The sequence below is a fragment of the Candidatus Poribacteria bacterium genome, assembly GCA_016866785.1.
Lineage (GTDB): Bacteria > Poribacteria > WGA-4E.
In genome coordinates, this window is the sequence record VGLH01000070.1 from 1 (window position 1) to 21,408 (window position 21,408).

Genomic DNA, 21,408 nt, shown 5'->3' on the forward strand with positions numbered 1-21,408 from the left:
GTCCCGCGCGACCGCCCTGGCGGACGCTCTGGGTTGCCCGACAGCGTCGGACGCGGCAGAAGCCTTCGCCCGGCATGATGCCGACGTCGTGATCGTTGCGACGACCACTCACACCCACACGGAACTGGTTCAGGCTTCCCTGTCCGCCGGGTTCCACGTCTTCTGCGAGAAGCCCCTCGGCACGCTCGATCAGGTCTGCGCGTGCTATCGACTGTCCAGGTCACGGAATCGATCCCTCATGGTCGGCTTCCAGAGGCGGTTCGACCCCGAGTTCCGGGAGCTGCGGCGTCGGCTCGGATCACAATCGCCGCAGATGCTGAAACTCACGTCGCGGGACGCGCCGATCCCGAGCCGAGCGTACCTGGCTACCAGCGGCGGAATCGTCCGCGACTGCGTCGTCCACGACATCGACATCGCCAACTGGATGATGGGCGGCGAGGCGTCTCACGCCGTTCCAGAGCGAGTGAGCGCTGCATCCTACACTCACCACGACGACCTCACCGCCTGGGGCGAGATCGAGGGGCTGGCTGTGACGATGCAGTATCCGCACGGGAACCTCGCCCTGATCGATGTCTCCCGGACCTGCTGCTACGGCTACGATCAGCGCGTTGAGGCGTTCGGTCCCTTCGGGATGGCGCAGTTGGGGAACCGTCTCCAGTCCACGGTCGTTCAGCACACATCGGACGGCACGGTCGTGTCGAACCCGCTGTACTCGTTCCCTCAGCGGTATCCCGACGCGTACCGCATCGAGTTGGAGCACTTCGCCGACGTGGTCGAGGGCAAGGCGCAATGCCAAGTGCTCGAGAAGCAGGTCGTCGCGACGGAGATGATCTGCGAAGCCATCGAGGCGTCCTTGGAGTCCGGCGCTTTCTGCGATGTACGGAATGTAGACGCCTAATGTGACTTGGGGCTGTGCCAGCCGCGTCGGTGTGCCTGCGGCACGATGCTTGCGGCATACTCAGTGACGTGACTCGGATGTACCGAATGGGCTAGGAGATGCGGTGTCACGAAGCGGCCCGGGACGCATCCGCGCCTACGCTGAGCTGATACGCTACCCTCTGGTCGCCGTACCTATCGTGGCGACGCTGCCCGGTATCGTGCTGGCTGCGCACGAAACGGGGTGGAACTGGCGGGCTGCCGTCGCTCTGCTCACATCCCAGTTGGGGTACTTCGCTGGGATGATCAAGAACGACTACTTCCACCGCGAGACCGACGCGCGGTCGAACCCGTTGCGTCCGCTGCCGTCCGGGAGGATCGCGCCGAAGCACGCGCTGCGTCTGGCGAGTACGCTCTATGCCGTGTGCGTGGGACTTGGGTTCCTATTGGGCTGGCGTGCCGGAGCTCTCGTGCTGGTACTCATCGCAATCTCGCACAGCTACAACGCCTACCTCAAGCAGCGAGGGCTTTGGGGCAGCCTGGTGCTACCCCTGGGGATCGCACTGTTGGTGGTCTTTGGAGCCGTTGGCGTATCCGGCGAAGTACCGCCACTCGCTTGGTTCGCATTCGGTACAGTATTCCTATACGACTTCGGCACGCACGTCGCCAGCACCTTCAAAGACATCGACCGTGATCGCCAAGTCGGACTGACGACAACGGCTCTTCAACTCGGTACACGCGCCTCGCTCGTGGTCTCGACCGGATCGACGCTGGCTGCGTTCGTCGTCGCTCTCTTGCCCATCGCCCTCGGTGTCCCGCCGATCTACGCGATTTGGGTAGCCATCGCCCTCGTGACGACGGCGATCACTCGACTGCCACTGCTGCGCAACCCGTCCGAGCGCACAGGGTACCGGGCACTTGAGGGAGCCATGGCTGCCGGGATTGTCCTCTTTCCTGCTCTGGGCGCCACCGCCATGCCCTTGTGGATGAATGCCGTCCTCATCGGCTCTCTCCTGCTCCTGACGCGCGTCCTGTTCCGAACGTCGCGCCAGGAAGTGTGACGCGGCAGGTTTCCCCTGACGAATGCCAGCGAATCGGCTATCCCTCTAATACATGACGGCTGGCGTTTCTGTGACGGGCTCGTTCACGTCACAGAGACGCGATTCTACGGACCAAGAAGTTCGCCCGCGACAGCAGGATGTAACTGGTGCTCGGCTGTGGCGGGAATACAGGATGGGGCGCGACATGCGTACAGCGAGGTCAACTGTGTGGGTGGCGTCTGCGCTCGTCGGTCTGGCGATTGGCGCCTACGCCAAGACCGAGTTCCCCGTGCTCTATCTGCCGTTCGACGAGGGCGCGGGCAACATCGCGCGTGACGCCGCTGGCGGCAGATACAAGGCAGAACTGAGCGGGAACGTGAAGTGGATCGACGGGAAGCCCGGCTACGACAAGGCGGCTCAGTTCGGTCCCGATGCGTGGGGCGTCGTCGATGTCGGAAGGGATTTCCAGTTCAAGAAGAGCTTCACGCTCATGGTCTGGGCCCGGATCGACGGCGACCTCGGTGATCAGCAGATGGGGATTGAGAAGGGCGCGGCGTGGGGCCCGGGCGAATACAGTCTGCTGCCCGACTTCGAGGACGCGGTTCTCGTGCAGGCGCACGACCTGCCGGATGGCTGCGACGATGAGATTCGCGCTGGCGATGTGCGAGACGGCAAGTGGCACCACATCGCCGGGACGTTCGATGGGCTCGTCCTGCGCGCCTACGTCGACGGAGAAGAGAGGCAGAACCTCGACTGCCCAGGTGACCTGCTGACCAACGCGGACCCCATCTTCATCGCGTCACGAGCCGGCAAGGAACGCTGGACCGACGGCGCGTACGACGAACTCCGCATCTACGACCGGGCCCTGACCGCCAAAGAAGTCCGGGAAGCGATGACACCTGGATTGGCTGTCCAGCCGGCGAACTCACTCGCGGCGATCTGGGCGGAGCTTCGCACGCAGCGCTGACACGGCGACGTGCCCCGGTCGTTCACAGATCGTCGTCAAGGGCCTCGATGCGGTCCCGCATTTCGGCTGCCATCGTGCGATCACCGGTGCGCTCCGCCAGCATCAGCGCTTCGGAGTATGCAGAACGCGCTCGTTCGGCATCCCCGAGACCCTCCCAGCACTCGCCGAGCAGCGGATACGCAGCCATGTACGCCGGGTCCGACGCCACGGCGTGTTCCAGCAGATCGCGCGCCTCCTGTAGACGTCGGTCCCGCAAGCAGATCGTACCGAGGGACACGAGAACCATCGGGTCGTCCGGGTGGGTTCTCAGGAACTCCCGCAGGTTCGCTTCCATGGTCATCGACGGGCTCCACCAATCGGCGCAATGTTGCTGCGCTGCCGTCTCCCAGCTAAACTGCTGACGATGCACACCTGCGCGAGCCGTGCAGCACCTACTTACTACGTCGAGGAGACTGTTGGCAATGGCGGACGTGGTCCCCTACACGGCGATCAAGAGCTCTGGATCCCGCTTCGATGCCGTGGCACTGGGAGAGGTGATGTTGCGCATCGACCCGCGAGATGTCCCGACGGCTCGCGCCCGCGACAACATCCGCCTGTCCCAAGGAGGCGGCGAGACGAACGTCGCTTGCGGGCTCGCGTACACGTTCGGGCTCCGCGCCGCCGTGCTGACCGCATTGGTGGACGATCCGGTCGGCGAGAACATCCGCAACCAGTTGCGCGAGCTGGGAGTCGACACCTCTGTGATCCGATGGTGGAGCACCGACGGCAAAGGGTCCTACGCGACGGACGGCAAGGGCACGCTCCACAACGGCATCAACTTCACCTATGTCGGCAGCGGAGTCCTGCCGTCGGATACGACCTACTATCGGGCGAACACCCCTGCCGTGAAGATGAAGCCGGGCGATTTCGACTTCGACGCTCTCTTCGGAACCGATGGCGTGCGCGTCTTCACGACCGGCGGAATCTTCACGTTGATCGGGAGTGAGACCGCTGACCTCGCGATCCAAGGAGCGAGCAAGGCGGCGGAACATGGCACGTTCGTCGCTGCCGACCTGAATTACCGCTCGAAGGTGGAACCCAACAAGGCACGCGCTCGAGCCATCAATCAGCGACTGGCGCCGTATCTCGGCATGCTCGTTGGGAACGACTCGGACCTCGCGGATGCTTTCGGCTACGAGACTAAGGTCTCAAAGAACGCGACGTTCGAGGAGTGGTTCGACGCGTACTCCGGCACGATCCGCACCGTGTGCCGCGATTTCCCGAACCTGAGCCTGATCGGGACTCAGTGGCGAGAGGCGCACAATGCCGACCTGATCGGCTGGGGCGCGGTTCTCTACGACGCGGTGAACGACGAGTGGCACGCTGCGCCGGTTCGCCAAAACGTGCCGATCCGCGACCGGACGGGCGGCGGCGACTCGTTCGCGTCGGGCGTTTTGGCTGCGCTCATGAAGGGCAAGGACCTGGCAACTGCCGTCGATTGGGGAGCCGCGCACGGGATACTGGTGCAGGAGACCCCAGGCGACGTGACAATGGTGAACCAGGCGGCGGTCGAGGCGGAAGTGAAGCGGGCCCGAGCGGGCGGCGGCGTCAAGGCGCAGCGCTGACGGAAGGAACCGATGATGGCGGAGTACCGTCACAATCGACACGCGGTGACGCGGGCGATGCGCGCGTCCGGCGTTGTCGTCGTGATGAACGCGGATCACATCGTCACCCCCGAGCACATGGTCACGACGATGTGGCAGGTGTACCGGGCTGGGTATGTCGCGGAAGTGACGTTCCGTATCGACGCCGGGATCCTGGCGGAAGGGATGTCCGAGCTCCGGTCGAGGCGCCAGAGCGAGCATGACGCCGGCAGGCGGTTCATTCTGGGCGTCGGGTCGATCATCGACAGCGACGAGCTGGATCAGGCGGTCGAGCTTGGCTTCGATCTCCTGGTGGGTCCCGGCAACATGGTGACGGGGGGCGTCGATCCGGGTCCGCGACTGCTGTCGATCCAGAACCTCGGCATCGCAGTCGCGCCTGCCGTGTTCTCGCCGACCGAGCTCCAGTACATGCTGAGGAACGACGTCGGGTTCGAGCCCGACGCCATCAAGGTGTTCCCGGCGGGCGCACATGGGGCGAAGGGCATCGCCGATCTGCTGGCTCCGTACGCGCGGGAACGCTACGCAGGACGAATCGTCATGCCGACGGGGGCTGTGGACTACGAGACGGGCCCGCAGTTGGCAGACGCCATCTCCAAGCGCGGCTTCTCCCCGGTTCTCGGTATGTCGGCGCCGCTGGCTCTGGTCCGGGACCGCAAGGCTCCCGGAAACGCGGAGGTGATCCGCGAGTCGCTCGCGGCGTTCGCTTCCCGGTTCCCAAGACCGACGACGCCTTGACCGACCGTCCCTGGCAGTCGTACAATCGCCGCCGCTCACCCGGTTGGTCTATCAGGTGCGGAAACCGTCCGAAGGAGCCGAACCATGAGCGGCGCGCTCGCAATCCGTCGGTCTGCGCCGTGGGTTCCTATACTCGCCTGCGCTGTGGCGCTTGCGCCGTGGGCTCGCGCCATTGAGCCGCTCGCCCCGCACCCGGTCGTGGAAGCCCTTGAGAACGCGATTGTGGAGGTCATCGACCGGAGCAAGCCGGCGGTCGTGACGATCTCGGCTCGTGATGTCAGGGCGCCGTCACAGCTTCGCAGGCTCACCGACGATGAGCGGATCCCGGTCACGAGCGGGTCCGGGTTCATGTTCCACACCGACGGGTACATCCTGACGAACGCCCATGTGGTGCAGGACGCCCAGGCGATTGAGGTGCGTCTCGTCGACGGTAGACGGCTGGACGCCGAGCTCACAGGTTACGATCTAAGCACCGACATCGCCGTGCTCCATGTCGATCTGGGCGAGCCCGCGCCCGTGCTGCCGTTCGTCGACGACGCCAGGGTACGGGTCGGTCAGTTCGTCCTGAGCATCGGGAGCCCGTTCAGCCTCGACTTCTCGGTGACGGTGGGAATTGTCAGCGCCACGGGGCGTGCCGACATGATGCCCCGCGATCCGACGCTCATCCAGTACCAGGACTTCGTGCAGACGGACGCCTACATCAACCGGGGCAACAGCGGGGGTCCGCTCCTGAACCTCCGTGGCGAAGTCGTCGGCATGAACTCCATGATCCGCACGGGAGCCAATGCGGACTTCGTCGGTCTCGGGTTCGCCATCCCTGCCAAGATGCTCCAAGCGGTCGCCGGACAGCTCATCGACCACGGCGCTGTCCAGCGAGGATGGCTGGGCATCTCGCTACGAGGGGACGAAGGGGGCATCCGCGTCAACCGCGTGCTGCCCGACTCCCCGGCAGCCGCTGGCGGTCTGCAGGCTGGCGACCTGATCACGGCGCTCGACGACGCGCCTGTTGGACGGGACTCCGACTTCCGGTGGGCGATTGCCAACTCGGTGCCTGGCAGGTCTGTCCGGCTGTCGGTATCGCGCGACGACGGATCCATCGTGGTCGATGTCGTCGTCGGGGAGATGCCGCCGCAATACGCAGGACAGGAGCCTCAGCCAAAGGTCGAGAGCACGGTTCTCGGAAAGATCGGCGCCACGGGGCGAGACCTGCCGCCTGGCATGGCGACGATCCACGGATTTGCCGCCGACGATGTGGGCGTGTTCGTGCTGGGGGTGCGTCCGGGATCGCCCGCGCACGAAGCGGGGTTGCTTCCAGGAGACCTGATCGTTGGCGTCGCCGGGGCTCCGGTGCGCTCAGTGGATGAGTGCGAAAGAGCGTTGGCGGATGCGTTCCACAACGATCTGGAGGCAGTCGACCTGTCGCTGAAGTCCCGCGACGGCGCTCGGACGGTGTCGGTTCCGCGCGCGTCGATTGCCGTGCCCCCGCAAGCCGGGGACGAATAGACCGGACCACGACAGCGTCAGACGCGACAGGATGGGAGACGATGCCCACAGACCAACGCCTGGGGTTCGGCTTGATCGGCTTGGGACGGCATGGCGCTCGCTACGCCGAACATCTGCTGCGCGATGTTCCGGCGGCGCGACTGGTCGCGGTGTGCAGACGCGACGAAGCCCAAGGCAAATCGTTCGCCGACAAGAACTCATGCCGGTATTACCGTGACGTCGAGTCACTGCTGGGCGACCCAGACATCGATGCGGTCGTCATCACCACGCCGCCGCATCTCCATGCGCCGATCACGGTTCAGGCGGCTCGCGCCGGCAAACACGTTCTCTGCGAGAAGCCGATGTCAAGGAACGTGGCGGAATGCGACGACATGCTGCAGGCTGCACGCGACGCGGGCATCAAACTGGGGATCGGTCAGACGATGCGGTATACGCCGATCTTCGAGACGCTGCGGAAGCGCCTCCCGGAGATCGGCGAGCTGCACGGGTTGCATGTGTGCATGAGGCAGGAGCAGTCGGTGCACGAATGGCATCTCGACCCAGCGATCTCCGGCGGCGGGTGTGTCACTGAGATCGGCGTCCACGTGTTCGACGCTCTGCGGCATATCTCAGGACAAAGGATCGTGCGTGCCATGGCGACGTCGATGGACACGCACGAAGCCGGCGTCGAAACGTACGTCGGAGCCCTCTGCTGGTTGGAAGGCGGCGCCGTCTCGCTGATCGACATCGCGAAGTGCGTCGACGGACGCCTCCTTCGCTTCGATGCCGTCGGTTCCCAAGGACAGCTCATCGCGAACGTGACGTCATCGACGCTGGAGCGAGTCCACCAGCGAACCATCACGCCGCTGGACGCTCCCGCGAACATCCCAACGATCGCGCCGCTCTTGGCGGACTTCTGCGATGCGGTTCTCAACGACAGCACGCCACCCGTATCTGGCGAGCACGGACGGTACACGCTCGCCGTCAGCGAAGCCTTCTATCGTTCGTTCGCCAGCGGACAACCTGAGGACGTCGCGTAGTCGGAGCCGCAGACATGGCTAAGGGCAGTGACATCCGTGTTCTCGACGTCGAGCATGACTTCGCCGAGTATCGCTATCGAACACCTCTGAAGTTCGGCGGCGTCCCCACCGATCATTGCGTGCTGTTCAACGTCCGTATCCGGGTGCGCACCCGCGATGGACGCGAAGCCGAGGGGTTCGGTTCGATGCCTCTCGGCAACGCCTGGTCGTTTCCCCCTCGCTACATGCCGTTCGACCAGAGCTTGCGTGCGATGCGCGAACTCGCCGCCCTCCTCGCCGACGCGACCCGCGAGTGCGCGCTCTGCGCCCATCCCCTGGTATGGTCGGAGACGCTAGAACCGATCTTTCTGCGACTCGCGGACGAACTCGCGCAACGGATGGACCTCGCCAACCCAATGCCGAAGCTTTGCACAGCCGTCACGGCGAGCCCCATCGATGCGGCGCTCCACGACGCGTTCGGCAAGGCGAACGGCATCAACAGCTATGACGGACTCGGGCCCGAGTTCGTCGACGCCGACCTGTCCCGTTCGCTCGATCGTCGGTTCCACGGCAAGTATCTCGACGCGTACACCCGTCGGCAGCCGCAGCCTCAGATGCCGCTCTACCACCTCGTCGGGGCGCTGGACCCACTGACCGACGCGGACGTGTCGACGCGACTGGACGACGACCTTCCCCAGACGCTCCCGGAGTGGATCGCCGCCGACGGACTGACCCATCTCAAGATCAAGCTGAACGGCAACGATCTAGCTTGGGATGTCGCCCGGGTTCTCGCTGTTGACCGCGTCGCTTCCGACACGGACGCCCTAGGAGAAGTCGAGTGGCGCTATTCGGCGGATTTCAACGAGACGTGTCCCAACGTGGAGTACCTGCTGGAGTTCCTCGCGAAGATCCAGGAGGGCGATGGGCGGGCGTTCAGGCGATTGGCATACATCGAGCAACCGACAGACCGCGACCTTCGGAAGCACCCCGAGAACCGGATGCATGCGGCAGCAGCGATCAAGCCGGTGGTGGTCGACGAATCACTCACCGACTACGAAACGTTCCTTCTCGCACGCGAACAAGGTTACTCCGGTGTGGCGCTCAAGGCGTGCAAAGGGCAGTCGCAGGCGCTTCTCATGGGAGCCGCTGCCATCGAGAACGGGATGTTCCTGGCGGTTCAGGACCTGACATGCCCGGGGGCGTCGTTTCTGCACTCGGCAGGTCTGGCCGCCCGAATCCCCGGCGTGACGGCAATCGAGGGCAACGCCCGCCAGTACTGTCCCGCCGCCAACGATGAATGGCGAGACCGGTATCCCAGCATCTTCGACGTCACTGACGGCACTATCGGAACACACGTCCTGACTCGATCAGGTCTCGGGCACTAGGTCCGAGTCCACTCACCCAACGTTCGCCAACCAAGGGGCGCGCGCATGTCGATTCTGAGGCTACGCGTTTGCGAAGCCGAGTTCTTCGTGCGGAATGTGAGAACGCGGATGCCCTTCCGCTACGGCGTCGCGCGCCTGACCGGCTATCCGATTCTGCACGCACGTGTTCTCGTGGAAACCGAGTCCGGCGAACGCCACGTTGGCGTTGCCGCCGACGCACTGCCCCCGAAGTGGTTCGACAAAGACCCGACCAAGGACTTCCGCGACAACGTGGACGACCTGTTGTCCGTCACGCTGGCTGCCCAACAAGCCTACCTCGGGCAATCGGAATGCCTGTCGCCCTTCGAGCTCTTTATGGACGGGTATGATTCGGTCATCGCGTTCGCCGATGCGGAGGGGCTGAACCACCTGACGGCGAGCTTCGGCTCGGCGCTGTTCGAGCGAGCCGTCGCGTGCGCGGCTGGACATGCCGCTGGAATGCCTCATGATCGGCTCGTGCGCGAGAACGCGCTCGGCATCGACATGGCAGCGATCCATCCCGAACTGGGCGATACTCAGCCACGCCACGTCATACCGGCGGCTGCCCTCAGTTCGATGTGGATCCGCCACACCGTGGGTCTGTCCGATCCCATCCGGACCTATGACGTATCCGATGGGGAGCGGCTGGACGACGGTCTGCCACAAGCGCTTGAGGAGTACATCGAACGGCAGGGACTCCGGTACTTCAAGGTGAAGGTGTCCGGCGACACAAATGCCGATATCCTTCGCCTCTCCGAGATCGCGGGCTTGCTCGACGCGAGAATCGCCGAGCCCTACTACATCTCATTGGATGGCAACGAGCAGTATCGGGAGATGGGAGGCTTCGCCCAACTGGTGGAGGAGCTTCGTTCGTCGGCGGCGTTCGAACGGTTCTACAGCAGCATCCTGTTCATTGAGCAGCCATTGGACCGGTCGATCGCGCTCAGCGAAGGCATCTCCGACGAAGTGGTGCGCCTGTGTCAGCACCGCCCGGTCATCGTCGATGAGAGCGACAGCGACCTCGACAGCTTCGAGAGAGCCATCTCCATCGGGTACAGCGGGATCAGCGCGAAGAACTGCAAGGGCATCTACAAGTCACTGATGAACCTTGGACTGGCTCAACTCTACACTCGACACGGTCCGTCTGAGCGAGATTACTTTCTTACCGGCGAAGACCTCATCAATACGTCGGTGGTTCCGCTGCATCAGGACCTAACGACTCTGGCGACACTGGGTATCGACCACGCGGAGCGCAACGGGCACCACTACGTGTGCGGTCTGAATCATCTATCGGAAACCGAGCGTGATGCCTGCCTGGACGCCCACGCAGACCTGTATGCCAGTCTCGATGGTCTGGCGCAGCTCCATGTTCAGCGCGGACGTATCGCCATCGGCTCGTTGGCAGTGCCGGGCTTCGGCGTTGGCGTCGAAACCGATTTCGGCGGGATGGTCCCGCTTGCCGAATGGTCGTTCGAGTCGCTCGGTCTTCCCTGAGTCGCGTCACGTCGGTTGAGGTGTTTGTGAGAGATCATCCGCCTGCCCGTCTCGGTGACCGGCTGACATACTGGCTGTCAACGACACACACGGTCACCTTCTCCCTGTTCGCGACCGCCGTCGCGTTCTCGACCTACTTTGCGATGTACGCCTTTCGGAAGCCGTTCACCGTCGGAACGTTCTCCGACGAGTTCGTGCTGTTGGGGCGCGCCTTCTCGCTGAAGACCCTCCTCGTCATCTCGCAGACGCTCGGATATGCCATCTCCAAGTTCGCCGGCATCAAAACCATCGTCGAGCTGCCTCCTCAGCGGCGGGCAGTGACGCTGCTCATGCTGATCGCGGTGTCGGAGGCGGCGCTACTGGCGTTTGGCGTGCTTCCGCCCGTCGGGAAGATCGTCGCGATCTTCGTCAATGGGCTGCCGCTGGGCATGATTTGGGGGCTGGTCTTCAGCTTTCTGGAGGGCAGGCGGGCATCCGACGCTCTGGGGGCAGGTCTGAGCGCCAGCTACATCCTGGCGAGCGGAGCGGTCAAATCCATCGGGCGCTGGCTCATGACGGCGGGCGTGTCCGAGTCTTGGATGCCGTTCGCGACCGGAGCGCTCTTCTTGGCTCCCATCGCCGCGACGACCTGGCTCCTCTCGCGGATGCCGCCCCCGAACAGGACAGAAGCCGCCCTGAGAACCGAGCGGCGCGCCATGAACGCCAGTGACCGCCACGGATTCTTCCTCGCGTTCGCGCCTGGGCTCACACTCATCACGCTGATGGCGATGGTGCTGACGGCTTTCCGAGACGTCCGCGACAACTTCGCGCGCGAGATATGGGACGCACTGGGCTTCGCAGACGCACCCGAGGTCTTCACGCTGTCGGAGGTCCCGGTCACGGTCGCCGTGCTGCTCGCCCTGGGACTGGTGGTCGTGATCCGAAGCGACCGACGGGCATTCCTGCTGCAGTTGAGCCTGATGCTGGGTGGCATGGCAGTCATCCTGCTCAGCACGCTGGCGTTCGATGTCGGAGCTCTGAGCGGCGCCTGGTGGATGGTGTGCGTCGGCATCGGGCTGTACGTCGCATACGTCCCGCCAGGCTGTTTCCTGTTCGACCGACTGATCGGAGCGACGCGGTTCGCTGGAACCGCTGTCTTCATGATCTTCGTGACGGACGCGTTCGGGTACGCTGCCTCCGTCGGCGTCTACCTCTACCGGGAGTTCTTCCAGCCGCAGCTCGACTGGCTCGCGTTCCTTCGCGTGTTCGCGTACGCAACGGGACTGATCGGCTGCGCGGCGTTCGGAGCGGCGTTGCTCTACTTCGCCGCGAAGACGCGACGCCAACAGACCTGACGCCAACAGACCTGACGCATCTCTTCGTAAGCTGTGCGTCGCCTCCCGTTGCCGACACTACGCCTCTCCGGTAGTATGCGCGCCGGGCACAGATCGGTCGACACCGGCGTCATCAGCGTTCCGGTTCTACGGGAGCACCGAGAGTCCCACGTCTAGGATCGGCACAGAAGGGAAACCCCATGGCGAAGTCAGGCAAGACTCGCGTCGGCTTCATCGGATCGGGCGGTATCGCGCAGGGAAAGCATGTCCCTGGTCACCTGAGCGTCAAGAACGTCGAGCTCGTCGCCTGCTGCGACATCGACGAGAAGCGGGCAAAGGCGTTTGCTGAGCGCAACGGGATCAAGCACGTCTTCACCGACTTCAATAAGATGGTCGAGATGGACGAGCTGGACGCCGTGAGCGTGTGCACGCCGAACAACTTCCACGCGGACCCGTCGATCGCGGCGCTCAAGGCTGGCAAGCACGTCATCTGCGAGAAGCCGCTTGCCGGGGACGCGAAGGACGGGGCGCGGATGGTCGCCGCGCAGCAAGCCACCGGAAACGTTCTTCAGATCGGTCTCCAGTCGCGCTTCAATCCGCACTGGTACACGCTCAAGCGCCGCATCGAGCAGGGAATCCTAGGCGACGTCTACTACGGTCGGACGATGGCGGTGAGGCGTCGCGGCATCCCTGGCGCGATCACGTTCATCAACAAGAAGATCTCGGGCGGAGGACCTCTGATCGACATCGGAGTCCACTCGTTCGACCTGATGCTCTACGTGTTGGGTTATCCCGATCCCGTCGAGGCGTTCGGCGCGACCTACCGCAAGTTCGCGGGCGATCCCACCATCTTCACCGCCGGGTGGGGCGGATGGGACCCGAAGCTCTTCGATGTCGAGGACTTCGCCGTCGGTCAGGTGAAGTTCGCCAACGGCGCGACGATCACGGTCGAGACCGCCTGGGCGTCGCACATCGACGGGCTGGGCAACGATTGGGTGATCGGCGACAAGGCAGGCGCAAAGCTGGGCAACCCGGTCAAGGTGTTCACAGACGACGGCTCGAAGGGCTTCAAGGAGTACGACCTGGAGCCGCTGAAGCGGACCCCGAAGGAGTTCCAGTCCTTCCATGACGCCGTCCGCAAAGGAACGCCCACGCTGTCTCCCGCGTCGGAAGTCCTGAAGCTGATGAAGATCTTCGACGCCATCTACGAATCCGCTGCCAAGGGCAAGTCCGTCGCCATCAAGTAGACATGGAATGGGTCGCCGCGCCGTGTTCGCGTCACGGCGCGGCAACCACAGCAAAGGGGACCGCCATGCCTGGCGTCAACCAATCCTTCTGCTACGGCCTCTTCATGGGCAAGAACTCGCTCAAGTCCGTCATCGAACGCGCGGCGGAGATCGGGTACGCCGCCGTGGAGCTCTGGGGGCGGCAGAACGTCCCGTTCGAGGAGCTCTGCTCTCTCGCGAAGGCAAACGGCCTCGTCGTGGCGAGCATGATCGGACACGGTTCTCTCCCGGATGGGCTCAACCGGCGCGACAACCACGCGCGCATCCAGGAAGAGCTCCACGAGAGCATCGATGTGGCGGCTCAGCATGGCGTTCCGGGTCTGATCTGCTTCAGTGGGAACCGCAAGGGACTCTCGGACGAAGCGGGGCTCGACATCTGCGCCGAGGGGCTGGATCGGGTCAAATCCCATGCCGAGGCGAAGGGCGTGAACCTGAACGTCGAGCTGTTGAACAGCAAGGTGGACCACGCCGACTATCAGTGCGACCGCACCTCCTGGGGCGTCGAGCTGTGCAAGGCCGTCAACTCCCCTCGCGTCAAGCTCCTCTATGACATCTACCACATGCAGATCATGGAGGGCGACTTGATCCGGACGATCCGGGACAACATCCAGCACATCGGGCACTTCCACACGGCTGGGAACCCCAACCGCCGCGACATGGACGAGACGCAGGAGATCTACTACCCCGCCGTCATGCGTGCCATCGCGGAGACGGGCTACGACCTCTACATCGGACACGAGTTCAACCCGAAGGGCGATCCGCTGGAGGCGCTCGAAAGCGCCTTCCGCACCTGCCATGTCTAGCCGAACCGAGCACGTCAAAGCGCCCGCACGGAACCGAGTTTCATGCGGGCGCTTCGTGTCAGTGGGCGTCGAGTGCCCGTCCGGTCACTTCGACTTCATGTCCGCCCAGGTCGTGGACAGCTTGCCGCGCGGGCTCACCGCCACCGTGACGACCGAAGCCGTCACGCTGGGCTCGGTCATTCCCTGAACGCCGCCGTTGCCGGGAGCCGTCGCGACGGCGACCGGCGTCGGCAGAGGAACTTGCGCGCCATCGATGTAGATGTCTTTGACGCGGTTCGTGCCGTCCGTGATCTGGATGTTGTCGAAGTAGGCGTTGAAGACACCGGCGCGGTGCGTGTCGCTGTCGACTGCCAGCGTGATGCCGGAGATCGTCTTGCCAACGAGGGCATCCAGCTTGATCTGGCGGTGGTACCATGCGTCGCGCGCGTTCTTCGACAGGTCGGACGCCGGATGCGCGTTGAGCCCGTTCTGGTCGACAGCGCGGACTCCCGCGGCGGTCTTGACGTCTCGCAGCGTCGTACCGTCGGCGGCCGCCATGTCGACGGACGCCTGGAAGGCTGGATTGCCGGACGCCATGAAGACCTGATATTCGAGTACCTGACCCGCTTCGATCTTCAGCTCGCCCGTCCAGATCGCGACATAGGCGTGTCCATGACCGTCTGCCTGCGGGAAGGTCGCCGTCAGGCGCAGAGCTGGGCTGTCTTTGGCGTGCTCGCGGATCGGGGCTTCGCCCGTCACCGTGATCGTTACGGTCGCGGAAGCCGTGGCTCCCTTATCGTCCGTTACGGTCAGCTTCGCGGCGTACGTCCCAGGCTTGGCGTAGACGTGGGTGACCTTCGCGCCGGTGCCCGTCGAAGCGTCGCCGAAGTCCCAGTCGTACTTCGCAATGGTTCCGTCGGCGTCGGTGGAGGTGGAGGCGTCCAGCGCCACCGCGACACCCGCTTTGGCGGTCTGGTTTGCGCCAGCGTTCGCCTTGGGCGGCTGGTTGACGGGAGCCGCCGTGAGCGTCGCCGGCTTCGTCGTGACCGCGATCTCCTTGACGGCAGGATCGAGGAACTTCGCGGCGGCGAGCTTCACGGTCGAAGCCGACCTGGCGACGACTTCAAACTCGACGATTCCGAGGTCTCCGCCGCCCTTGGCGGATCCGCCCAGGAGCGTCGCGCCGACTGTCACGGATCGGTTGAGCCCGTCCGCTCCCGCGGCGATGTCACGATCCTTCGCCGGCACTGGAAACGACGCGCCAGCGGCTTTGAGGAAGCCACCCTCGGTGAACTTCGTGAACTTGAGAACCTTCGAGTCGTACACGACGTCGATCTGCCAGCCGAATAGGTCGTTGATCGCGGCGACGTTCACCGTAAGGGCGAGCGTCTTGCCGACATCCGGCGTTGCTGTGGTCGCTGGGGACAGCGACACTTCCTGGGCTCTGGCAACGCCGATCGCACTCAGCGCCAGCGATGCCATGAGCGCCACTACGAGCCCGCGTCGTTTCATGTTGACTTGCTCCTTTGGCGGGTTGCGTGACTCGCCTTGGGTACGAAAGCGCGAACGTGTCGTCTTTCTGCGGATCCGTAATCTAGATGAGAACTGCCCAGGGAACCGATGTGTTCGCTTCGCACGAGGCATGTCCAGCACGCGGCATCCTCTGGACTGTACAATAGCACCGGGAGGGCGACCCAACAAGGCGAGAAGGAATCCGAACTGCCGCGTCCATGCATACGTCGACACTGATCTCAGGTTGCGAGAAGATGATGCCAGACAGGCCCGTCTCTGTCCGTCATGCCTGCCTCGGCGACGCGGAGCGCATCGCGGAACTGAATGTGCGACTCGCATGGGAGACCGAGAGACTTCGACTGAACCCACAGGTCGTGTTGAACGGCGTCCGCGCGGTGATATCGGATGCCACCAAGGGATGGTACCTCGTGGCAGACGCAGGTGAACTGGTCATCGGGCAGATCATGCTCACGTTCGAGTGGAGCGACTGGCAGAACGCGATGCGATGGTGGATCCAGAGCGTCTATGTCGACGTGGACTGGCGCCGTCAGGGCGTGTTCGCCGCGCTCCTCACCAGGGTGGTGTCGGAAGCCCGCGCCGAGGGCGTGTGCGCAATCCGCTTGTACGTCGCGCATGAGAACGAATCCGCGCTCGCCGTCTATGGTCGCCTCGGATTTCGCCGTTCGGGGCATCTCGTCATGGAAAACGAGCTTTGAAGCCTCGAGTCCTCAGATCGACTCGTACACCTCCGCTGGACCGAACGTATCCGGGTAGTGCGGACGGAGGAACTTGCGCGCCTCCCAGCACATGCCGCATTTCTGCGCGAAGTCGGGAGGCGCTTCGTAGCCGTGCCGCTCTGCGAGCTCGACGTAGCCGTAGGACCCTTCCTCGTACGCGATGCGAACCAGCTCGTTGTCGGTGTGGAATCCGGCACGCATGTAGTCCGCGAGCGGCTTCACGTGCACATTGCCGACGATGATGCCGCAGCACGTCTGGATGTTCCCGTACGGGTCGATGTGGATCTCCCACATCGTGTTCGGATCGAACTCCTGACGGCACGACCGTTCGCGCGTGCTCCCGTGCCACATCGCGTCGTCAGCCAGCAACTCGGGATCTCGGCGCGGGAAGTGCCGCATCAGGCTATCCCCGGCTCGTCCCACCAGCCGAGGGGCGTGGTTCCGGCTGTATTCTCCCACACTCGCCTCGTCGCGACCGATCCGGCGCAACTCCAAGAGTTCTTCCAGCGATAGATCGCTCGCGATCACGTTTTCCCGCCCATAGATCTCGATGGCGAACTGGAAGGCTCGATGACGACGCGCCGGCGGGACGAACGCCTGGTGATACGGATCGGCGCTGATGAGCACCCCCAACACGCCGCAGTCGCGTAGCGCCTCGTACCGGGAGCGAGCTGTCTCGTCGTCGACGCACCAGGAGGCATTCGTCTCGAAGAAGTGCGGCGCCACGCCCTCCTGATGGCTGAGCCGGCACACTTCGAGCATCTGCTCGTAGTACATCATCGCCTCGCCGCCCGCGATGTGGATGACGCGGTCGGTGGCTCGAAGCTGTCGCATGAACTCGACGCCGTCCTCGATGGACACACAGGCATCGGGTCGGCGCGGGCTGCAGTTGAACAGGCAGTGTCGGCAGGCGATTGTGCACCGGTACGTGAACAGCAGGCTTGCGACGTACTTCGCGCCGATGGCTTTCGCCACGCCGACCTTCGCGACGACGTCGTCTACGGACAACGATCTCAGGTCTTCCGCGTCGCTCATGTATCCGCCTCTCGCAGCGCTTGGAGCACTTCGGACGCATGCCCCTTGGGCGTCACCTTGTCCCATGCGCGGACGATCCGCCCGTCCGGTCCGATCAGGAACGTCTTGCGGAACACGCCCATGTAGGTTCGCCCGTAGTTCTTCTTTTCGCCGTACGCCCCGTAGGAACCCGCGATGGACGCCCCGTCGTCCACAAGAAGGGGGAACGTCAAGCCGTACTTGGCTCGGAACTTCGCGTGGCTGGCAGCGGAGTCGGGGCTGGCTCCGATGACAATGGCGTCGGCTGCGGTGAACGTGTCGAGTTCGTCACGGAACTCGGATGCCTCGACGGTTCAGCCAGGCGTGTCGTCTTTGGGATAGAAGAACAGCACGACCGACTTGGCGTCCCGATAGTCTCGTAGCGAGATGGTCTCGCCGGTGTCCGACACGGCTGAGAAGTCTGGCGCAATGTCGCCGCTCTTGAGCACGGGGGTTCCCTTCTGATCGTGGTTGAGGTGGGATATGCTTGCCCGCGGATTGTAGCGCGACTCCGAGCCCGACGTAACATGGGAGGAACGCCTCGATGCGCATCATCGCCGTGGACCCGTTCTATCTTCGGATGCCGACGATCACGGATGCCGCCGACGGACAGCAGGACACGATCCTTGTGCGCGTCCGTACCGACGCCGGTATCGAGGGGTGGGGCGAGAGCGACGCTTCGCCGTTGGTCTCCATGGCGGCGTACTGCTGTCCGATGTCGCACGGGAACATCATCAACATTCGCCAGTCGCTTCTTGGAGAGTCGATCAACTCGCCCGACGACGTCGTTCGGCTGCACGCCAAGGCGCTTCGCAACGGCTTGGACATCCAGCAAATCCACCACGCCTACAGCGCCGCCGATATCGCGCTCTGGGACATCGTGGGCAAGAAAGCCGGTGTGCCGGTCTACAGGCTGCTTTCGGACGGTAGATCGCATGCGAAGCTGCCGTACGCATCGGTGCTCTTCGGCGATACGCCCGAGGAGACGCGCCTGCGAGCGATGGTGCTCCGCGACCGAGGGTTCCAGGCAGCGAAGTTCGGCTGGGGCCCGATGGGCAAGCACGGCGAGGAGAACGACATCGCTTTGGTACAGGCGGCGCGCGAGGGAATGGGCGATGATGCTCAAGTCATGATCGATGCCGGCGTCGTCTGGGGCGAGGACGCAGCCACCGCGTACCGACGGTCGGTTGCCTTCCGCGAGTTCCGTCCCACCTGGCTGGAGGAACCGCTTCGGCCGGATGCCATCGACGCCTACGCGGACCTGGCGGCGATGAATCCCCCCGTGCCCATCGCGGCTGGGGAAGGCGCAGGCAATCTCCGGCAAGCGCAGGACATCATCTCAAATGGACGGGTCCAGTATTGCCAGATCGACGTCGGAAGGATCGGCGGCGTCACGCCAGCGTATCGGGTCAGGACGCTCGCCGAGGACACCGGTATCGTCTACGTGAACCATACGTACAAGAGCCATCTCAGCGTTGCCGCGTCGCTGCACGTGTTCGCGACCAATCCCGACTTCCGACTCGCCGAGTATCCGGCGGCGGAATCGCCTCTTTCGGCGAACGTGGCGTCGCGGGTCGAGCGGGGAGCCGACGGGCTGATCCGCGCGCCGGAGCAGCCGGGGATCGGCGTCACGGTCGATCTGGACGTCGTGCGGCAGTACTACGTGCCTGTGCGGATCGAGGCGGGGGGTGACGTCCTCGGATTCGGTTCTCCCGACTCCTAGCCTTCGAGCACGAGCGTGTGCGACTTGCCGCTCTCGCTCGTGATGCGGCTGGCGCCCTTGGGTACTTCCGCCAGCAAGTTCTCGGCGGCGTAGGGATCGAGGAGGAAGGTGCAGTTGGCGTGTCGCTGAAGGAAGGACGCTGGCACGCTGGACGTCTCTTTGCGGAGCACTGACGCGGCAATCGCAGGCGCTTTGGATCTGCCCTTTGCGATCAGCAGCAGTTCCTTGCCATCCATGATCGTCGCGATCCCGACGGATATAGCTCGGCGGGGCACCTGGGACAGATCGTCGCCGAAAAAGCGCGCGTTGTTTCGGACCGTGCTCGACGTGAGAATCACCAGTCGTGTCCGCGTGTCCGCCTCGCTCCCGGGCTCGTTGAATGCCACGTGACCGTCGGTGCCGATGCCGAGGACCCACAGATCGACGCCCCCCGCATCGCGGATCGCCCGTTCGTAGGCATCGCACGCTGCCTCGACATCCGTCGTCAAACCCGGTGGCACGTGGAAGTTCGAGGGCGGCAGGTCCACGTACTGAAAGAGCAGTCGGTGCATCGTAGCCCGATAGCTCTGCGGGTGATTCGGCGGGAGCCCGTAGTACTCGTCCAGGTTGAAGGTCGTCTTGTCGCGGAAGCTGAGCTTGCCGTCGTAGAACCTTTGTACGAGCCAGCCGTAAAGCTCCTCCGGCGTGGACCCGGTTGCGAGACCGAGCACTCGCAGCGCATGCCACTTGCCGAGGAGATACTCCGATGCGTAGGAGTCAACGCGCTCGGTGACAACGACTTTCACATGCCATCCTCGGTGTCAGCGGTACGGTTCTACGCACCGGACGCATCTGCGACCATGTCGCGTAGCGGCCGGTCCCACGTCGCGTCTTCCGGCACGAACGCCAAGACCATGCCGTCGACCAGCGCAGCGGGATCGGCGATCACGCCCGTCGTACGCTCCGCGGTCAAGCCTTTGGACATCAGCATGAAGAAGGTATCGCGCCGAATGCCCTGTAGAGTGTACCAGTTGCCCTGCCCCTTGGAAACGACGACATCCGCTTCCAGTAGAGCCCTCATGAACTGCGGAGTCGCCCGGAACAGGTTCGTGCCTGCCGTGTTCGAGCCGGAACCGATCAGCTCGAATCGACCCTCGCGTTCCGCTGTCCGGACGCTGAGGAAGAGCGGGAACTCCATGACTCGCCGAACGTCCGATACGGTTGCATCGTTGCTGGCTGGCGCGCTTCGGGCTGCCACCGTCACGTGATGGCCCGCGTCGAGCAGCCTTCCGGCGATCCAAAGGTCGAACACGACTTCGCCATCGTTGTCCGTGAGCCACAGGACGCGCTGCGGAGCCCCGTCGACGAGTCGCTCGTAGAACTCGGCGCGTGAGTCGATTGCCAACGTCGCGTCGGACGCCGCTTGGAGAGCCTCGAGCAGGTAGCTGGGATTCTCGCTCAACCGGCTGACAACGCGCGCGCTCGTGAAGTCGATCAGGTTCGCCGCGATATCGACGCGCAGCAGGACGTCCCAGCCCATGCTCCTCGGCTTGAGCTTCTCCAGCAGATCGGCAGCCAGCGCACGGCTCTTCAGCTTCTCGATACGATACGGGTCATCGGTTCCCGTGACCTGAGCGGACAGCTCGTAGATGACGCCCCACAGCTCTTCCGGTGTGAGCGAGTCGATCAGGTGCGCCGATCCGAACCTAGCGCCGAGAAGCTCCTCGACGCAGTCGCAGAACAGTTGACGGGTCTCCAGATGGGATGCTGACCTGGTCGCGAGTTCGGCTCGGGACATCGACAACACGTGCGTGCAGAGCCCGTCCCAATCGAACGTGCCCTTCTTGTCACCGAACCGGAACGCGCCCGGCAGATAGGTGGTCGGCACGAGCTCGTGTACCGGCGGGACCGAGCGATACGGCATCCCGATTCCCGGATCTCGTCGCAGTCCCAGATGGGCTCCCTCGATTCGCGCGTGAGGAGGGATCAACGTGGACTGCGCGGTCACGTCCCGCAACGAGCATCCTGAACTGACGACGACGTCCGTCAAGCGGCAGCCGACGATCTCGGTGAGAGCCGACAGGAGCCGTACGGGCGATCCCAGCGGAGTCGGATCGTCGGCTCCGTGGACGGTCACGTTGTGCGCCTCGACTCCCGCCAGCCGGGCGCGAGTGCCGATGTCGACGATTCCTTCGAGGATCGTGTCCTCAAGGGTGACGTAGCTGCCGACCCGCGTCGCCCGACCCAGATGCACGCAGCCCGACAGGTAGCACCCGACGCCGATCCGACCTTCGGCGAGGTACTCGGCAGCGCTGCCGTCAAACGTCACCCAGGCGTTCGGAGCCAGTCGCACGCCAGCGCGCA

The 21,408-nt window shown here is 64.1% G+C and carries 20 protein-coding genes; 14 read left to right on the forward strand and 6 right to left on the reverse strand.

What is annotated here, in order from left to right; translation table 11 throughout:
• The 3 genes from FJZ36_11255 to FJZ36_11265 all read left to right on the forward strand — a co-directional run.
• Positions 1-898, forward strand: an 898-nt coding sequence (locus tag FJZ36_11255) for a hypothetical protein (protein ID MBM3215480.1), incomplete at its 5' end; no start/stop codon positions are given.
• Positions 899-1,001: 103 nt separating this feature from the next.
• Positions 1,002-1,937 carry a hypothetical protein gene (locus FJZ36_11260; GenBank protein MBM3215481.1) on the forward strand — a complete coding sequence of 312 codons (936 nt, stop codon included), beginning with the start codon at positions 1,002-1,004 and terminating at the stop codon, positions 1,935-1,937.
• Positions 1,938-1,989: 52 nt separating this feature from the next.
• On the forward strand, positions 1,990-2,883 hold the full coding sequence (locus FJZ36_11265) for a LamG domain-containing protein (GenBank protein MBM3215482.1): 894 nt from the start codon (positions 1,990-1,992) through the stop codon (positions 2,881-2,883).
• A 22-nt stretch (positions 2,884-2,905) separates the two neighbouring features.
• Here the strand turns inward: FJZ36_11265 and FJZ36_11270 are convergent, their stop codons facing one another.
• Positions 2,906-3,223: a tetratricopeptide repeat protein gene (locus FJZ36_11270; protein ID MBM3215483.1), complete on the reverse strand. Its 318-nt coding sequence runs from the start codon at positions 3,221-3,223 to the stop codon at positions 2,906-2,908.
• 121 nt (positions 3,224-3,344) lie between these two features.
• Between FJZ36_11270 and FJZ36_11275 the strand changes: the two genes are divergently transcribed.
• The 9 genes from FJZ36_11275 (at position 3,345) to FJZ36_11315 (ending at position 14,061) form a co-directional block, all read left to right on the forward strand.
• The gene (locus FJZ36_11275) at positions 3,345-4,487 is read left to right on the forward strand and encodes a sugar kinase (GenBank protein ID MBM3215484.1); all 1,143 of its coding nucleotides are present in this window, start codon (positions 3,345-3,347) and stop codon (positions 4,485-4,487) included.
• A gap of 12 nt (positions 4,488-4,499) precedes the next feature.
• Complete coding sequence (locus FJZ36_11280) at positions 4,500-5,261, forward strand: hypothetical protein (protein MBM3215485.1); 762 nt, start codon at positions 4,500-4,502, stop codon at positions 5,259-5,261.
• A gap of 84 nt (positions 5,262-5,345) precedes the next feature.
• Positions 5,346-6,764: a PDZ domain-containing protein gene (locus FJZ36_11285; protein ID MBM3215486.1), complete on the forward strand. Its 1,419-nt coding sequence runs from the start codon at positions 5,346-5,348 to the stop codon at positions 6,762-6,764.
• Positions 6,765-6,805: 41 nt separating this feature from the next.
• Positions 6,806-7,783 (forward strand): Gfo/Idh/MocA family oxidoreductase, encoded by a 978-nt coding sequence (locus FJZ36_11290; GenBank protein MBM3215487.1) that lies wholly within the window; start codon positions 6,806-6,808, stop codon positions 7,781-7,783.
• Positions 7,784-7,797: 14 nt separating this feature from the next.
• Positions 7,798-9,147 carry a hypothetical protein gene (locus FJZ36_11295; GenBank protein MBM3215488.1) on the forward strand — a complete coding sequence of 450 codons (1,350 nt, stop codon included), beginning with the start codon at positions 7,798-7,800 and terminating at the stop codon, positions 9,145-9,147.
• A gap of 45 nt (positions 9,148-9,192) precedes the next feature.
• Positions 9,193-10,659, forward strand: a complete 1,467-nt coding sequence (locus FJZ36_11300) for a mandelate racemase (GenBank protein MBM3215489.1) — start codon at positions 9,193-9,195, stop codon at positions 10,657-10,659.
• Positions 10,660-10,721: 62 nt separating this feature from the next.
• Positions 10,722-11,993, forward strand: a complete 1,272-nt coding sequence (locus tag FJZ36_11305) for a hypothetical protein (protein MBM3215490.1) — start codon at positions 10,722-10,724, stop codon at positions 11,991-11,993.
• A 179-nt stretch (positions 11,994-12,172) separates the two neighbouring features.
• The gene (locus tag FJZ36_11310) at positions 12,173-13,219 is read left to right on the forward strand and encodes a Gfo/Idh/MocA family oxidoreductase (GenBank protein ID MBM3215491.1); all 1,047 of its coding nucleotides are present in this window, start codon (positions 12,173-12,175) and stop codon (positions 13,217-13,219) included.
• Between the two features lie 65 nt (positions 13,220-13,284).
• Positions 13,285-14,061 (forward strand): TIM barrel protein, encoded by a 777-nt coding sequence (locus FJZ36_11315; protein MBM3215492.1) that lies wholly within the window; start codon positions 13,285-13,287, stop codon positions 14,059-14,061.
• A gap of 84 nt (positions 14,062-14,145) precedes the next feature.
• Here the strand turns inward: FJZ36_11315 and FJZ36_11320 are convergent, their stop codons facing one another.
• A complete protein-coding gene (locus tag FJZ36_11320) occupies positions 14,146-15,891 on the reverse strand; it encodes a PKD domain-containing protein (GenBank protein MBM3215493.1) in 1,746 nt (581 codons plus the stop codon).
• Between FJZ36_11320 and FJZ36_11325 the strand changes: the two genes are divergently transcribed.
• Positions 15,771-16,268: a GNAT family N-acetyltransferase gene (locus FJZ36_11325; GenBank protein MBM3215494.1), complete on the forward strand. Its 498-nt coding sequence runs from the start codon at positions 15,771-15,773 to the stop codon at positions 16,266-16,268. The two genes, FJZ36_11320 and FJZ36_11325, sit on opposite strands and share 121 nt — an antisense overlap.
• A gap of 12 nt (positions 16,269-16,280) precedes the next feature.
• Here the strand turns inward: FJZ36_11325 and FJZ36_11330 are convergent, their stop codons facing one another.
• Together FJZ36_11330 and FJZ36_11335 are read right to left on the reverse strand one after the other, a co-directional pair.
• Complete coding sequence (locus tag FJZ36_11330) at positions 16,281-17,390, reverse strand: 4Fe-4S cluster-binding domain-containing protein (GenBank protein ID MBM3215495.1); 1,110 nt, start codon at positions 17,388-17,390, stop codon at positions 16,281-16,283.
• Positions 17,321-17,791 (reverse strand): peroxiredoxin, encoded by a 471-nt coding sequence (locus tag FJZ36_11335; GenBank protein ID MBM3215496.1) that lies wholly within the window; start codon positions 17,789-17,791, stop codon positions 17,321-17,323. The genes FJZ36_11330 and FJZ36_11335 overlap by 70 nt, the downstream gene beginning before the upstream one ends.
• Before the next feature lie 95 nt (positions 17,792-17,886).
• On the opposite strand from FJZ36_11335, the gene FJZ36_11340 reads away from it, so the two are divergent.
• Positions 17,887-19,065 carry a mandelate racemase/muconate lactonizing enzyme family protein gene (locus FJZ36_11340; protein ID MBM3215497.1) on the forward strand — a complete coding sequence of 393 codons (1,179 nt, stop codon included), beginning with the start codon at positions 17,887-17,889 and terminating at the stop codon, positions 19,063-19,065.
• Here the strand turns inward: FJZ36_11340 and nagB are convergent.
• Complete coding sequence (gene nagB, locus FJZ36_11345; GenBank protein MBM3215498.1) at positions 19,062-19,850, reverse strand: glucosamine-6-phosphate deaminase; 789 nt, start codon at positions 19,848-19,850, stop codon at positions 19,062-19,064. The genes FJZ36_11340 and nagB overlap by 4 nt on opposite strands.
• A 29-nt stretch (positions 19,851-19,879) precedes the next feature.
• Positions 19,880-21,408, reverse strand: a 1,529-nt coding sequence (locus tag FJZ36_11350; GenBank protein MBM3215499.1) for a DUF89 family protein, incomplete at its 5' end; no start/stop codon positions are given.